13 protein-coding genes are annotated in these 14,624 nt (G+C 38.6%); 1 reads left to right on the top strand and 12 read right to left on the bottom strand.

Translation table 11 applies throughout. The features are described from left to right. Window positions 1-10: 10 nt before the first annotated feature. Window positions 11-145, bottom strand: a complete 135-nt coding sequence (locus tag AC25Y1_RS04820; RefSeq protein ID WP_488146825.1) for a hypothetical protein — start codon at window positions 143-145, stop codon at window positions 11-13. A gap of 199 nt (window positions 146-344) precedes the next feature. Between AC25Y1_RS04820 and AC25Y1_RS04815 the strand changes: the two genes are divergently transcribed. After that, window positions 345-1,574: a helix-turn-helix domain-containing protein gene (locus tag AC25Y1_RS04815; protein ID WP_488146824.1), complete on the top strand. Its 1,230-nt coding sequence runs from the start codon at window positions 345-347 to the stop codon at window positions 1,572-1,574. 245 nt (window positions 1,575-1,819) lie between these two features. On the opposite strand, the gene AC25Y1_RS04810 is transcribed toward AC25Y1_RS04815, so the two are convergent. From AC25Y1_RS04810 to AC25Y1_RS04760, 11 genes are read right to left on the bottom strand one after another with little or no spacing between them, the layout of a single operon-like run. After that, on the bottom strand, window positions 1,820-2,440 hold the full coding sequence (locus AC25Y1_RS04810) for a sugar transferase (protein ID WP_488146823.1): 621 nt from the start codon (window positions 2,438-2,440) through the stop codon (window positions 1,820-1,822). Next, entirely contained in the window at window positions 2,430-3,416 is a 987-nt protein-coding gene (locus AC25Y1_RS04805) for an NAD(P)-binding domain-containing protein (RefSeq protein ID WP_488146822.1), read from the bottom strand. Before AC25Y1_RS04805 ends, AC25Y1_RS04810 begins: the two co-directional genes overlap by 11 nt. A 25-nt stretch (window positions 3,417-3,441) precedes the next feature. After that, window positions 3,442-4,689: a glycosyltransferase family 4 protein gene (locus AC25Y1_RS04800; RefSeq protein WP_488146821.1), complete on the bottom strand. Its 1,248-nt coding sequence runs from the start codon at window positions 4,687-4,689 to the stop codon at window positions 3,442-3,444. 12 nt (window positions 4,690-4,701) lie between these two features. Next, the gene (locus AC25Y1_RS04795) at window positions 4,702-5,412 is read right to left on the bottom strand and encodes an acyltransferase (RefSeq protein WP_488146820.1); all 711 of its coding nucleotides are present in this window, start codon (window positions 5,410-5,412) and stop codon (window positions 4,702-4,704) included. Window positions 5,413-5,468: 56 nt separating this feature from the next. Continuing rightward, window positions 5,469-6,539, bottom strand: a complete 1,071-nt coding sequence (gene wecB, locus AC25Y1_RS04790; RefSeq protein ID WP_488146819.1) for a non-hydrolyzing UDP-N-acetylglucosamine 2-epimerase — start codon at window positions 6,537-6,539, stop codon at window positions 5,469-5,471. Next, entirely contained in the window at window positions 6,536-7,639 is a 1,104-nt protein-coding gene (locus AC25Y1_RS04785; RefSeq protein WP_488146818.1) for a DegT/DnrJ/EryC1/StrS family aminotransferase, read from the bottom strand. The genes wecB and AC25Y1_RS04785 overlap by 4 nt, the downstream gene beginning before the upstream one ends. Continuing rightward, entirely contained in the window at window positions 7,611-8,792 is a 1,182-nt protein-coding gene (locus AC25Y1_RS04780; RefSeq protein ID WP_488146817.1) for a glycosyltransferase family 4 protein, read from the bottom strand. Before AC25Y1_RS04780 ends, AC25Y1_RS04785 begins: the two co-directional genes overlap by 29 nt. Further along, window positions 8,789-9,994, bottom strand: coding sequence for a glycosyltransferase (locus AC25Y1_RS04775; protein ID WP_488146816.1), 1,206 nt, complete (start codon window positions 9,992-9,994; stop codon window positions 8,789-8,791). Before AC25Y1_RS04775 ends, AC25Y1_RS04780 begins: the two co-directional genes overlap by 4 nt. After that, a complete protein-coding gene (locus AC25Y1_RS04770; protein WP_488146815.1) occupies window positions 9,991-11,286 on the bottom strand; it encodes a lipopolysaccharide biosynthesis protein in 1,296 nt (431 codons plus the stop codon). The genes AC25Y1_RS04775 and AC25Y1_RS04770 overlap by 4 nt, the downstream gene beginning before the upstream one ends. Window position 11,287: 1 nt before the next feature. After that, the gene (locus tag AC25Y1_RS04765) at window positions 11,288-12,616 is read right to left on the bottom strand and encodes a nucleotide sugar dehydrogenase (protein WP_488146814.1); all 1,329 of its coding nucleotides are present in this window, start codon (window positions 12,614-12,616) and stop codon (window positions 11,288-11,290) included. Next, window positions 12,564-13,643 (bottom strand): Gfo/Idh/MocA family protein, encoded by a 1,080-nt coding sequence (locus tag AC25Y1_RS04760; protein WP_488146813.1) that lies wholly within the window; start codon window positions 13,641-13,643, stop codon window positions 12,564-12,566. The genes AC25Y1_RS04765 and AC25Y1_RS04760 overlap by 53 nt, the downstream gene beginning before the upstream one ends. Between the last annotated feature and the right edge of the window lie 981 nt (window positions 13,644-14,624).

The raw sequence follows: 14,624 nt of genomic DNA, 5'->3' as shown, positions 1-14,624 counted from the left end.
CCTCCTTCTTTCAATAGAATACGAACGGCTCAACGACTTTTGTTGTTTTGTAAAGCGCTTCGGAAACATTCGATTTTGATTTAGCATATTGCGTTTTCCGGCTTTCGACTTCTGATGGCTTTGATGATTCGATTCTATTGAACAAAAATCGTCAAATAACCCCCTTTTTCCGTTCATCATTTTCATAAAAGTCGAAATGTAATGAAACATCTTTCTTTTATTACTTTACATAGAGTTGTATAATTAATGCAAGTCTTCTAATCTGGGTTATTTTTTCAGGCCTTTTGGACTGATATAGAAGTCTTGCTTAAAATTATAGATGTAAATACTAGAGGTGATTGACATTGGACATAGGCGTGATCATCAAATACTATCGCAAACAGAAAGGATGGACCCAGAGAGATTTGGGGAATGGCATCTGTTCTGAGGCGCATTTAGGTAGGATTGAAAAAGGCTCTACAAAGGTTTCTACTGCCACAATCAATCTTTTGTGTGAGCGACTTGGAATTCAGGAAGAAATAGAAATTGAACGATTCAAGTATCTGAAAGTACAGTTAAACGAAATTAATACGATGATTGTGAAACTTCAGTTGGATACTGTCGAAAACAGATTAAATGATTTGGCCAAAAACCCCATTATTTATATGGATGTGTTTCATCCTTTTTTTTTACTCATTCGATGTCGATATGCTTTGGAAATCAAAAATATGGACGAATTCAATAAAATGTTGAAGGAGTTAGATGATAACTATCCGATCCTGCAAGGATTTGAATGGTATATGAGGGAACATATCCTTGGGATGAAAGAATGCCAAGAGGAAAAATATCATAAGGCTTTGGAACATCTGATAAAGATCGAGGGAAGTGAATACCCTAATTATGAAATATACTATCACATCGCAGGTTCTTTGTTTTACGTAAATAACCAAGTCAAGGCTTTATTTTATGCCATGAAAGCCTTGGATTACTTTAGACAAACTAATAATTTCAAAAGAATAATCGATACGGAAATCCTACTGCTGATCCTGACACAAAGCAATGAAATCGATACTTTTGATGATACGATTCAAAAGTATCGGGACTTGATTCAAATGTGTGATATATATCAGTTTCATAAAAGACGTTGGGTTCTGCTTATGAACTTTGCTCGAACTTATTTTTTGAAAAAAAAGTTTGAAAGAGCACAGACCATCTATGAAGAGGCGAAGAAATTTTCTTTACAAATGGATGATAAAGCTTATTACATAAGTTCATTGATAGGTCAAATTAACAGTCGCTTATGGCAAAGCAAACCTTTTGCTGATAATGAAAAAGAGAAATGGTTGGGTTTGATTAAAGAAGGTATCTCACACCCTGGGAACGATGAAACCATGCATTTCGATCTCCTTACCCTCCTTGTGGAAGATGAAAAAGAACTTTATTACGAAAAATTATATAAGGTACTGATTCCGCATCTCATGGAAAATGGAGGATTTATTGACGCCCGCTTTTATGCCAAGGAGTCTTATCAATACTTTTTAAACATCGGTAGGGAGGACACGGCAGCTCAGATAGCGATGTTAATGATGAAGTAAATAATTTGGTGTTTTGAGCATCCCCTCCGAAAAAACAAGGCTGAGTTGATGTCGCTTTTGTTTGCCATCTTTCAAGTTGCTTTTCGTTGTTGGTTATAATTTCAAGTTGCTCTGTGTAGGATTGGATGACACATGCGGTGATGCCCGACGAAAGGCGTCCTTTCTAAAAGAATGTCGCGAAATCATATCAAAAATTTCCCAATAAAAAAGATAACCCAGTTTTATACTGTTGGTTATCTTTTCTTTTATATCGCCCCTTTACCAAATAAGGTTTGTTTAATGGTCATGGCAATAATTTTAATGTCTCGTGTAAAGCTTTGGTGCTCAATATACTCTAAATCTAATGCGACTTTTCGTCCGTGGTTCATCTCGCTGCGGCCGTTGACTTGTGCCCACCCTGTGATGCCAGGTTTCGCGGATAATCGCTGATATTGCTCCGGATCGTAGCAACTTGTAATTTCAATGATTTCGGGGCGCGGACCCACTATACTCATTTCACCTTTGACGACGTTAAAGAATTGCGGTAACTCGTCTAAGCTGGACTTTCTAAGAAATCGGCCAATTTTCGTCACGTTAGGATCGAAATCATCTGTCATCTTAAAAACAAAGTCATCAGGTACACGATTTGGCCAATTATATTTAGACGTTGTATTACTCTTTTGTTTGCGCTGAACTTTCATGGAACGAAACTTGTAAATATTAAATACTTCACCATTCTGTCCTGATCTTTTTTGCTTAAATATGACCGGGCCACCGTCTTCAAGTTTTATAAGTAAAGCAAGCAGGAGTAATAGAGGGCTTATCACGATCACAGTAAAGGTACTAAACAGAATATCGAATGCTCTTTTGGTGATTTTATAAGACATGCTTTCGGAGCAAGTCAATACTTCTTCTCTCTTCTGTTGATAATGCTGACTCATTTTTAACGCCTCCATAACCGTTCGCAATCCCAATGATTTGGTGCGGATTTTCGATTTGGTCAACAATGACAGATCCTTCTTTGCCAATAATTCCGCCAGCGACCATCGTGATGCCGTCAATTTCTTTCTCACCGCTTACGCGTTCAAAGAAATCGAATGTCGGAAATAGCGATGTAAGCGAAGTTTCCATATACGGCATTGCAATTCGTACATCTAATCTAATCATCTTTGTGTTTTTTTCTAAAGCAGCTGCAATATAGTTTTCAGAAAAGTTTCCAATTCCACCATCAATCGAGATTGAACCACTGTGCAACCACTTCGCATAGGTATCTTCAATGATTTTTTCAGCAGATATGAATGGAATGATGGCATCTAGTTGCCCGTCAAAAGTATCTACATCCAATTTCTGCACATTGTGCTTGCTGTATGCTGGCATCACCATATTAATGGTCTCTACCAATTGATTGACTTTCTGTTCATTACGTCCGTCAATAAATACTTGAGCGCTGCGTTCGGCTAGACGCAGTGCAACTTTAAATGCAATATTACCCGTACCGATAATTAACACCTTTTTTCCAACAAGCGCACCTGAAAAATGATGTTGTAGCAATATATCCGTGGACTCTACTGCAATATCATTGGGTTTATTGGTAAATATTCTGGATTTTTTTATATATTTTTCTGCAAGTGTGTATAAGTCTATTTTTTGTTTTAACTCGCAATCTATGATAATAGTCGGTATTTGTCCATCCACTCGATGAAAGAAATCGATGGCTGTTGTTTCATCCGAAATAATGTAATTTAAAGATCGCTCATTGATAATTTTGCGGTCGGGTAGTCTAAGCATAGGTGTATCATGCTTGGCCGTTGTACTGACATATAAATAGCTATATTTTTTGAAATCAATTTGTTTTTCATTCAAAATATGTCCCATCCAATCGACTTTATTAAGTTTCAGTATTTATGTTTAATTGGCGTAAAAAGTCTTCTGCTAATGTCTCCCATGTACAATGTTGCAGAATGAATTGATAACCTTGTTCACCAATTTCTTTCGCTTTTTGACGTTCCAGTTGCAGTTGACTAAGCAACTTCACTAAGTTTTCGGCTTGATTATGACGAATGAGCAAACTCGGATTCTCCGCGTGTAGTGCGTCCTCATCAATGTCCGTCATGATGACTACTGGTAATTTCGCCGCCATATAATCGTACATCTTATTTGGACTGATACCCCAGTTAAACACAGGCGAGTCATGTAATGGCAATAAGCCAATATCCGCCTTACTTAAGAAGTTAGGGATATGGTCTTTTTGAATGGAACCAAGAAATGAAACATTGTCAATGTCTTCTAGATGTTTCCGATTTTCAAGTTCCGTTTTATGGACACCATTACCTAAAAATATAAAATGGATGTCGTTTTTTTGTTGTTTTTCCAATTCCTTTGCAGCATCGAGTACCATGTCTAAATTATTCGCCATACCGTGTGCACCTGTGTATACTGCAATAAGTTTCCCAGCATGCTCGGTAAAAACTGCATTTACTTCTGGCGGTAACTGTTTCGCTAAATTCTTTGTGTAATTTTCCAATTGGACACCGTTGGATACAACCATTAGTTTTTCATGTGCGACGCCATTTTGCAACATATATTGTTTTGCTTTATCAAATAACAATAAGGTTTTGTCTGAAGAATTAATCAGCCAACGTTCTATTTTTCGAAGTATTTTCACTTTAAAACTCTTGGGCGATGCGTTTCCAAGATCGATCATTGACTGCGGCCATAAATCTCTTTCCTCAAAGATGAACAATGCTTTTTTCTTTTTGGCGACTCTTGCACCAGTAATCGCTGCAAAAGGATGCATTAATGAGCCAATGACATGTGTTGGCTGATCTTTAAGGACATTTTTGATGAAGTAAGCCTTTATCGCATATTCGAACATATTGATCACGCGTTTGTAATCGTTCTCTTGATATTGTATCGTTTTAATCCACACGAATTTTATGCCATCGAGCATTTCAATTTGATACCATTCACCTTTTTTATACTGACGTTCCTCTTTTTTGGTTTGATAGTTAAAAGAGGCTGCAATAATGGTGACATTTTTCTTTTTCTTTACTAATTCTCTTGCTAAGTCATAATGTCGTGTAAATCCTGAAGAACCTGGACCTACCGCATAATGATTAAATATCCAAAGATTCATATAACAACTTCCTTATTGATTCCTTAATAATTGCTCGTTCGGAACCTTTCTAATTTCCTTCGCTGGGGAACCGATGACCAGACTTTCTTTCTCAACGTCTTTTGAAACAATGCTTCCAGCTGCAACAGTTCCATCTTCACCAATCGTTTTTCCAGGAAGAATGGTTGCGTTTGCGCCAATTCGACCGCCATCTTTTATCGTTACCCCTTTGAATTGGCTCAGTCTATCTTTTGTTCGGCCCATATAGTTGTCGTTTGTGGTCACCACATTTGGTGCGATGAAAACATAATTTCCAATCTGTGAATAGGCCGTAATATAGCAGTTTGTTTCTAATTTACAACGCTTACCTACCATACAATCATTTTCTACCGCGACGCCGCGACCAATAATGGTTGCCTCACCAATTTGAACGCGCTCACGTACTGTCGCAAGGTCTGCGACAAATACATCATTGCCTATTTTAGCGTTCGCATAAATGATTGCAGAAGTTCCAATTGTTACCCCACTACCAATTTCAGTTGGTGGTAATAATTCTTTTATATCTGGCAAAATCGATGTTTTTGCACGTGTCGGTTGTTTTCCGATGACGGCATTATCTTGAATGATGCAATTATCGCCAATTGTCGTTCTCTCGTAAATTATTACATTATTCCCTAGTATAACATTGTTTCCAAATTCCACATTATCCCCTAGTACCACATTTCGACCTTTTTTAAGTGTCATAGTGATTCCACCTACCTATAAAAAACTGGCCGACTATTAGACCAGTTTTATGAATTTTACAAATTAGATTTTATTACCTCAATAATTTTTTTCGCAGCATTTCCATCACCATATAAGTTTTCAGCCGGTTTTCCTGGTTTTAGGTTCTCGAGGACTTTTGGTAAGTTATCCGTGAGTGGATTGACTAACTGGTTCCACCCTGCATCTATCGTTTCCGTCCATTCAGTTTGATCTCGTAATGTGATACATGGTACGCCCATAAAATAAGCTTCTTTTTGCACCCCACCAGAATCAGTGATGATTGCTTTTGCATGTTTCTCTAAAAGTAACATTTCCAAATAAGAGAGGGGTTCAATAATTTCAATATTTGAAGCGTTTTCTATTATGTTCTGTAGTCCGAATGAATCAACTTTACTTTTCGTTCTAGGATGAAGCGGTAAAATGATTTTCTCGTTCATTTCCACAAATGCTTTTAAAATTGCTTCCAAGCGTTCTGGGTCATCTGTATTATCTGCACGGTGAATCGTGCTTAGTATATACTGACCGCTCGTTACATTAAATGCTTCGAGGGCGTGTTTCCCTTCTGCTATTTCCATATTATAGCGCACTGCATCGTACATGACATCACCCGATTGGTGAACGCCTTCATGAATTCCTTCTTGCGCCAAGTTCGCGACAGCTAAATCAGACGGTGCAAATAATAATGTTGCGACGTGATCTGTCATAATTCGATTAATTTCTTCAGGCATTTTTTTATTGTAACTTCGTAGTCCTGCTTCGATATGAATGAGTGGTATATGTAATTTGCTGGCGACGATTGCTCCTGCAAGCGTAGAGTTCGTATCCCCATACACGAGAATGGCATCAGGATTTTCCTTCTCTACAACTTCTTCAACAGCAATCAGCATTTTTCCCGTTTGCCGTCCATGTGTATCGGATCCAATTCCTAAGTCGTAATTTGGTTTCGGGATATTAAGCTCATCGAAAAACACACCTGCCATTTTGTAATCATAATGTTGGCCAGTATTGACGAGAATTTCTTCAAAAGATTCGCGTAAAACTCTAGAGACTGCGGCAACTTTCACTAATTGTGGCCTTGTTCCTGCAATTGTCATGATTTTTTTCATGCGTAAAACTCCAGTATTTTCTCAATGACATAATCTTGTTGTGATTTTTTCAGTTCTGGAAACATCGGCAATGACAAAGCTTCTTGCGTTGCTTTTTCAGTAACTGGCAAGTCGCCTTCTGCGTAACCTAGCCCCTCAAAAACAGGTTGGGTATGTAATGGAATTGGATAATAAATCATCGTAGAAACACCATGTTCTTTTAAGTATTCCTGAAGTTCATCTCTATTTTCTACACGTAGTGTGTATTGGTGAAAGACATGATAATTCCCTTCTGCTTCTATCGGCGTTACAACTGCTTCGCATTTTGCTAATTGTTCTGTGTAGTAATTCGCGTGACTTCGACGTTTTTCGCTCCACGCTGTTAAATGTGGAAGTTTGACACTTAAGATGGCTGCCTGCATTTCATCCAAACGACTGTTATACCCCAATACATGATGGTGGTATTTCGGTTTACTCCCGTGGACACGGATGACCCGCGCCTGCTCTGCTAGGTCTTCAAGATTCGATACAATCATTCCGCCGTCACCGTAAGCGCCTAAGTTTTTCGTAGGAAAGAAGCTATATGTTGCTGCACTGCTTAGTTGGCCAACTTGTTTTCCCTTATATGTCGCGCCAATTGCCTGGGCCGCGTCTTCAATGACATGCAAATTATATTTCTCAGCTATTTGCATAATTGCATCCATATCCACCATTTGACCATATAAATGCACTGGTAAGATCGCTTTCGTTTTCTCTGTAATGGCTGCTTCTATTTTAGTTGCATCGATATTGAATGTAATTGGGTCGATGTCGACAAATACAGGTGTTGCCTGTGCACGAACAATTGCACCCGCTGTTGCAAAGAACGTAAACGCTGTAGTAATGACTTCATCGCCTTCTGAAATACCCGCGGCTTGAAGTGCAATATGGATGGCATCCGAGCCGTTGCCAACACCAATCCCATGTTTTGTTTCACTCATTTCTGCGATATTCTGCTCCACTTCTTTCACATGACTGCCGAGAATAAATTGTGAAGAAGACATCACTTCATCGAGTTTGGTTAATATTTCATCTCTCATTGTCGAATACTGTTCAGATAAATCTAGCATTGGAACTTTCATCTTTTGGTCTCCTATTCCTTACATTCTCATACAAATCTTTATATTCATCCGCAATATCATGCCAATTAAATCGTTTAGATTTTTCAATGCAGTTATCGGAAATCTGGTCATAATTTCTTAAAATTAAGTCGATTTTCTCCGCCATTTCATCTATATCATCAGGATTTGTTGAATAGCCAACAACCCCTTCAGGGAAAAACCCATCGATTCCTTCGCCCCTTGTGTAGATAATTGGTAAACCTCGTGACATCGCTTCAATATAAGAAATGCCAAATGTTTCTTTGTATGAAGGAAGGATGAACATATCTGATTCATCCGCAAGTGCACGTAGTTTTTCGATTGAAACATTTCCGTGGAAATGAACGAAGTCTTGTAATTTCAACTCTTTACGCACAGCCAGCAGCTGTTCCTTTAACGGTCCATCTCCAGCTACGTTTACTGTCACATCGACGGCATGATTATATTGCAGGCTATGTGCCAATTTCAACACGGTCCCTAGATTTTTGTTTTTATCTAATGAACCTGTAAATAAGAGACGGAGCTTTTTTCGCTCGGCCACGTATTGTTTCAAAGGCACCATTTCAAACCATTTGTCGTCAACACCATTTGGTAGAACTTTTGTTTTATGTTCAATTGCCTGCACAACGCTTTTAGGTAAAAGATTTAGTGTTTGTTTTTGATAGGCATGCGAAATAAAAACGACTGCTGAAGCGTTCTCAAGCACTTTATGAATAAAAGGCCGATGGATAATCGCATATTTGTAAAACGCATAAATATCCGCACTTCGAACCGAGACGACATAGTTAAGCCCATACTTCTTTTTCAATAAATACGCAGTGCCACCGTCGCTAAATAAGGTATGTGCATGGATCAGGTCGAACGATTCTATATTTGTTATTTTCTCTTCAATTCTTCGCAACTGTTTGTTGATCTTTCCTTTATATAAAATGCGGTCATGCTTTTTCAATATAAAGTCGTAGTGAAATTCAAGTTGATGTGAATCGACAATATTTCGATTCTCAAGTTCCTTCGACTTAATTGGTATATAAACCGTTTGCTGCACGTTTTTTCTAGCCAACGTTGAAGTCAACTTATGATGAAGCTTATTGGCAATGAAATAAGAGTTTAATTGAAGAATATGTAAGTTAGTCATTCAATACCTCGCTCTCCATTTACCACAGATTGGTATAAGCCTCTTAGTCTTCTAACGGTTTCCGACAGCGTAAAGTTGCGATTCACCGTATCTCTAGCATTTCCACCTATTTTACGACGTAAATCAGCACCATTCAATAGTTGGGCTAAGCGCTCTTTTAGTTCCAGATGCTCTTTCGGCTTCACTAAATATCCGTTTTCTCCGTCTGTCACAACATCTTCAATGCCTTCACCTCTACAGGCGATAATCGGCAACCCTTGTGACATAGCTTCTAAGTAGACCATGCCAAAACCTTCTTGCCAACTCGGCATCGTGAAAATATCGGATTGCTGTATTTGATGGAGCACTTCTTCTCTTTTTAATAAACCCAGAAATGATACCTCGTTTTCTAATTGGTACCTTGTGACGAGGGCTTCTAAATTCCCTTTCTCTTCTCCCTCGCCAACAATTGAATAGTGGAAAGTAGAGCCTTCTTTCTTTAATTGGCTGAGGGCTTCGAGGTTGTAATTTAGTCCTTTTGTACTTTTTAGATTTGAGATGCTTAGCAATTGGGTTATGTGATTCGATTGTCGTTTTTCAGCTGCAGTGCTGTTAAATAATGAAGATAAACCATTATTAATCACGACACTTCGATCATTTTTCATAGTCAGATGTTGTTCTTTTAGCTTTAATAACTTTGTACTAACGAAAACAGTAGCATCTGACTGATCAATCACATATTCTATTTTGTTTTTACATTGCTTACTTTTATGAATGACAGTTTGAACATCTTGCCCGTGGATTGTTGTCACCACCGGAAGATTCAATTTTTCACCGATTTTTACCGCGGCATAGCCGTCGGGCAGTGCAACATGGGCGTGAATCAGATCGAATTGATGTTCTTTATGTAAGCTTACTGCTTTATCAACGATCCCGTTATACATACGTGCGCCAGATGTGTGATAAAAAAAGTTGCGTGGAATGACTAGGTAATTATCAAAATGAACTGGCACCCCGTCTAGTTCTGTAAAGGACGGCTGTTCGTAGTAGTTTTTCCACTTCTTGGAGATGTATGTTAAAGCTTTTGCACTCTTGGATAATGTACAGAGCACCACAACTTCTACGCCTTGTTTTTGTAATTCGACGACTTGTTCATGCACAAACGTACCGGAATTCGGATTATTAAGATGCGGGTACATATGAGACATAACTAAAACCTTCACGATATTCCTCCCGTATCCAATTTCTTTTTCAAATAATCACGATTTGTAATTTTGTACGTCCAAATGGCAAACACCAGATTATTAAATGCGCTAATTATAGAAAAGTATAATAAGAACGTCATGAATTCCAATTTTAGGAAGAACGAAAAACCAAAATAAATCAACAGCAATATATTTTGCGCTCCCGAAAGGAGTAATGCTTTTTTCTGTTCCCCTACCAAAATATACGTTTGAGAAATCGGTGATGAAATAAAGTTTATCGAAATCCAAATAATTAAAATCGCTGCAATTTGTCCTGCGCCAACCCATCTTTCACCTAGGAATAGATCGAAAATCGTTTCCGAAAAGAAAGCGAAAACGATAAATAACGGGGTCGACACAAAAATGAGTTTAATGATCAAGCCTTTTGTTTTCGGACGCACTAAGTCATATTGTTTTTCTTGCAGTAATTTGGCTACTTCACGATTGTATACTTGCGACAAGCTCGTTCCAATCAAACTAATCGGGGCTTTTAACACGCGAAGTACAACTGCAAATAATCCGACATAGGCAACATTATACAAAATCGTAATGACGACGATGATTAAGTTTGCAGAAACAATATCTAAAATTGCATGCGGAACATTATATTTGGGAAATGAATCATACTCTTTTGCCGTCGCCTTCATTCCTGTATGGTTTTTCTTAAAATTCCATGTTGATAATGAAAATTGGCGCGGCATATATAAAAATAAGCATACGCTTATAACGGAAACAAGCTGCGCTGTCAGTAAATACTGCACAGAAGAATTTAAGTAAAGCGTTGGGAATACTATTGCAAGTCCTACAAAAATAACTGACATGAGTATCCGAGACATCGACATCTTCAAATACCGGTCAAACCGATTATTATAGTAATAGAATGCTTGAGACATTGCTGTGAAAAAGGTAATGCCGATGATCATCAGAAGAACTGGCCCCGTTAACCCCTTTTCTGTTAAAAATGGCAATTTATATAATCCTGTTATATAAAGAAGCACGACACTTATAAGGGCTAAGGCAAAAGAATTAATCACAATAATCCTTAATAGGTTTTGCGATTTTTTTTCTTCTTTCGGTAAGATGATTGCTTTATCATAATTTAAGGTTGAAATAATAATAAAGAAAGTGCTGATTGTCATCGCAATCGTAAATACTCCGTAATCGTCCGGTGTAAATAGGCGTGTAATAATCGGTAATGTGATGAAATTAATCAGCTGTGATAATGACAATCCGCCTAATAGATATAATGAGTTTCTTTTCGTTTTCGACATGTTATATCTTCTGATATCCCGCGTTAATATAATCACGATTTACTGCAGAATTACGTGTATCAAGAATCGCATTCGCATTGTCATGCAGTAGGTCATAATCAAATGCACTGTGATTCGTTGCGATAATGACTAGATCGGCTTCTACTAATTTCTCTTTTGTTAGTGACACTGTTTCAACGACTTCACCATCTATGACAAACTGTGGTATGTATGGGTCTACAACTTCCCAATCCGCGCCTAATTTGGTGAGTTTCTTCAATACAGGTAAGATCGGCGATTCCCTGTAATCGTCAATATCTTTTTTGTACGCAACACCCAGTACAATGATTTTTGAGCCATTGACCGATTTTCGCTGTTCATTTAACACTTCCGTACAACGTTGGATGATAAAATCAGGCATTCCGTCATTTATCTCGCCTGCAGATTCAATTAATTTCATATGGTAATTATGCTCACGGGCAATCCAAGTTAAATACCATGGATCGATCGGAATACAGTGTCCGCCGATTCCTGGCCCTGGATAAAATGGCATAAATCCGTATGGTTTTGTCGCTGCAGCATCAATCACTTCCCATACGTCAATGTCCATTTTATGACAGAGGATTGCCATCTCGTTGGCAAGTGCAATATTGATGTTACGAAACGTATTTTCCAAAAGTTTTTCCATTTCGGCAATTTTCGGACTAGAGACTTCGTGTATGTCACTATCTAATACAGCGCGATATAAAGCAGCTGCAACTTTGGTACAACTTTTCGTGACGCCCCCGACTACTTTCGGTGTGTTTTTTGTATTGTATTGCTTATTCCCCGGGTCTACGCGTTCTGGTGAATACGCTAGGAAGATATTTTCGCCGATGACAAATCCTGCTTCTTCAAAGATTGGTTTTATGAGCTTTTCAGTCGTACCCGGATAGGTTGTACTTTCTAGGACAACCAGTGTGCCTGGACGAATGTTTTCTGCTATTGATCTTGCAGAACTCTCTACATATTGCATATTGGGTTGTTTGTAAATATCGAGTGGAGTTGGAACACAGATTGCGACTGCATCAACATCTTGCAAGAAAGCGTAATCACTTGTGGCAGTCAGCCTCTGTTGGTCTACTAGATTTTGTAAATCCTCTTGCACGACATCACCAATATAGTTTTTACCGTCGTTCACCATTCCTACTTTTTCTTCTTGTATATCAAAACCAATTACAGTAAAGCCTGCTTTTGCCTTTTCAACGGCTAGTGGGAGGCCAACATAGCCTAAACCAACAACACCAATCGTTGCTTTTTTAGACGCGAATTGCTCGATCAGCTTTTCTGGTCTTGCTTTTACTTTTGTCATTTGGCTCTCCCCTTTTCAAAATTTTAATCGGACTATTTTTCTCAGCTGATTCGTAGAATGCTAGCACGAGTTCAACTGCATTTCGTCCGTCATCTCCATCAATTAATGGCTTACGATCTTCTTTTATCGCGTCTATCATATCTCGTATAATTCGTTCATGTCCGGGTGTTCCCCAAGGATCGGATGCTACAGCTTCTACCGTTTGTTCAATTTCTGCATCCGCAATATTGTCAATCTCCAACGTTTCAAAATGGAGTGCATGTGCACCGCCAATTTTCACGGTACCTTTTTCTCCAAATATTGTCAATGACTCTTCATAGTTTTGTGGATAAACTGTCGTGGATGCTTGTACAGTCGCCAATGCACCCGACTCAAATCGGATTACACCTGTCGAAACGTCTTCGACTTCAATGTCCCGAAGCCGTGTTGCGCCCATACTAAATACTTCGGTTGGACGCCCCATGACCGATAAGAGCAAGTCTATATTATGGATGGCTTGGTTCATCAATACGCCGCCATCCTGTTCTTTGGTTCCGCGCCATGGTGCTTGGTCGTAATAATGTTGACCGCGATTCCAATTCACGATACACAGTGCATGGCTAATTTTACCTAATTGTCCTTGTTCGATGATTTCATATAGTTTCATCACAGCGGGACGAAATCTGTTTGGATGAACAACCGCTAGTTTCACATTGTTCTTTTCGGTTGCTTCGATTATTCGGTCTGAGTCTTCTAGTGTGAGCGCCATCGGTTTTTCTACGATGATGTGTTTCCCGTAAAAAGCCGCCAGTTCGGCAATTTTCGCGTGTGATCCACTAGGTGTGCAAATGTTAACGATGTCTATATTTTCTGTTGCTAGCATTTTTTCTATATCTGTATAGGCGGTTGCGCCGAATTCTACTTCGTAGCGTTCTGTTGCTGCGGGGTTATTGTCGCAGACTGCTACAATTTTCGAGCCGCTTATTTTTTTTATGGTTTCTACGTGTTTTATGGAGATAAAACCGCATCCGATGATTGCAAAATTCATTTTTAAGCCCTCACAATGGTTTATAGATTTATATTGTTAGAATTTAGGTTTTACTATGAAGATTCAAGACTTCAATATTGCAATTATAACATAGTCTACTATATTGTTTGATGCGTTTTCTTGTTTGCTAGTCAATTGGTAATTTATAATTAATGGGTACTTGGTGGTGTGATAATTGAGTATTTCTTTTTAGTTCGCTTCGGCGCTGGTGGAGGCCTCCCGCAATAAGTCTGATAGAAGACCACTATCAGTCTTATTGCTTCGGCTTCCACTGGCAAGGCGCCTACGCTGGATTGGTGTTATAGTTTGTTTCCGTTTCTATTATTTGTGGGAGACGCGAGACAATTATATAGACAGATGATTACATAAGTTGAGCTCTAGTGTAATGAGATATGGGTTTTGTTTTAGATACTTAGTGAAGTGATATGTGGGGATTTCTCTTTTATTCGCTGCGACGCTGGTGGGGGCCTCCCGCAATAAGCCTGATAGAAGGTCACTATCAGTCTTATTGCTCCGGCTACCACCGGTAAGGCGCCTTCGCTGGATTGGTTTTTATAGTTTGTTTCCGTTTCTATTATTTGTGGGAGACGTGAAACAATTATAAAGACAGTTGATTACATAGGTTGGGCTCTAGTGTGATGAGATATGGTTTTTTTTAGATACTTAGTGAAGTGATATGTGGGGATTTCTCATTTATTCGCTGCGGCGCTGGTGGAGGCCTCCCGCTGGATTGTTTTTTATAGTTTCTTATAATAGGGATTATGAAATGAGATATAGATGACTTTTGTTCTCTGTTTCGTGATTATAATTTGGTTCATAGCCGATTTGATCTAAATAGATTGTTGACGTTACTCTTGTAAGTGATGTTAGTTAGTAACATCATCGAATATGCTTCTTTATATAATAAAATCTACAGTTGATCGGAGTGCAGGGCGGCGACCATACGCGTCAACTTAAGGTTCTGTTCATCACTTCTTATCA

This window comes from Sporosarcina sp. Y1009 (genome assembly GCF_057669865.1).
The sequence above is the reverse complement of the archived record's forward strand: the minus strand, read 5'-3'. Positions and strand labels throughout refer to the sequence as shown.

What these genes read in the sequence shown, in the direction of transcription:
- AC25Y1_RS04800 (WP_488146821.1), bottom strand. Translation starts at nt 4,689, where the DNA reads ATGAATCTTTGGATATTTAATCATTATGCGGTAGGTCCAGGTTCTTCA.
- AC25Y1_RS04760 (WP_488146813.1), bottom strand. Translation starts at nt 13,643, where the DNA reads ATGAATTTTGCAATCATCGGATGCGGTTTTATCTCCATAAAACACGTA.
- AC25Y1_RS04810 (WP_488146823.1), bottom strand. Translation starts at nt 2,440, where the DNA reads ATGTCTTATAAAATCACCAAAAGAGCATTCGATATTCTGTTTAGTACC.
- AC25Y1_RS04780 (WP_488146817.1), bottom strand. Translation starts at nt 8,792, where the DNA reads ATGACTAACTTACATATTCTTCAATTAAACTCTTATTTCATTGCCAAT.
- AC25Y1_RS04770 (WP_488146815.1), bottom strand. Translation starts at nt 11,286, where the DNA reads ATGTCGAAAACGAAAAGAAACTCATTATATCTATTAGGCGGATTGTCA.
- AC25Y1_RS04795 (WP_488146820.1), bottom strand. Translation starts at nt 5,412, where the DNA reads ATGACACTTAAAAAAGGTCGAAATGTGGTACTAGGGGATAATGTGGAA.
- wecB (WP_488146819.1), bottom strand. Translation starts at nt 6,539, where the DNA reads ATGAAAAAAATCATGACAATTGCAGGAACAAGGCCACAATTAGTGAAA.
- AC25Y1_RS04785 (WP_488146818.1), bottom strand. Translation starts at nt 7,639, where the DNA reads ATGAAAGTTCCAATGCTAGATTTATCTGAACAGTATTCGACAATGAGA.
- AC25Y1_RS04765 (WP_488146814.1), bottom strand. Translation starts at nt 12,616, where the DNA reads ATGACAAAAGTAAAAGCAAGACCAGAAAAGCTGATCGAGCAATTCGCG.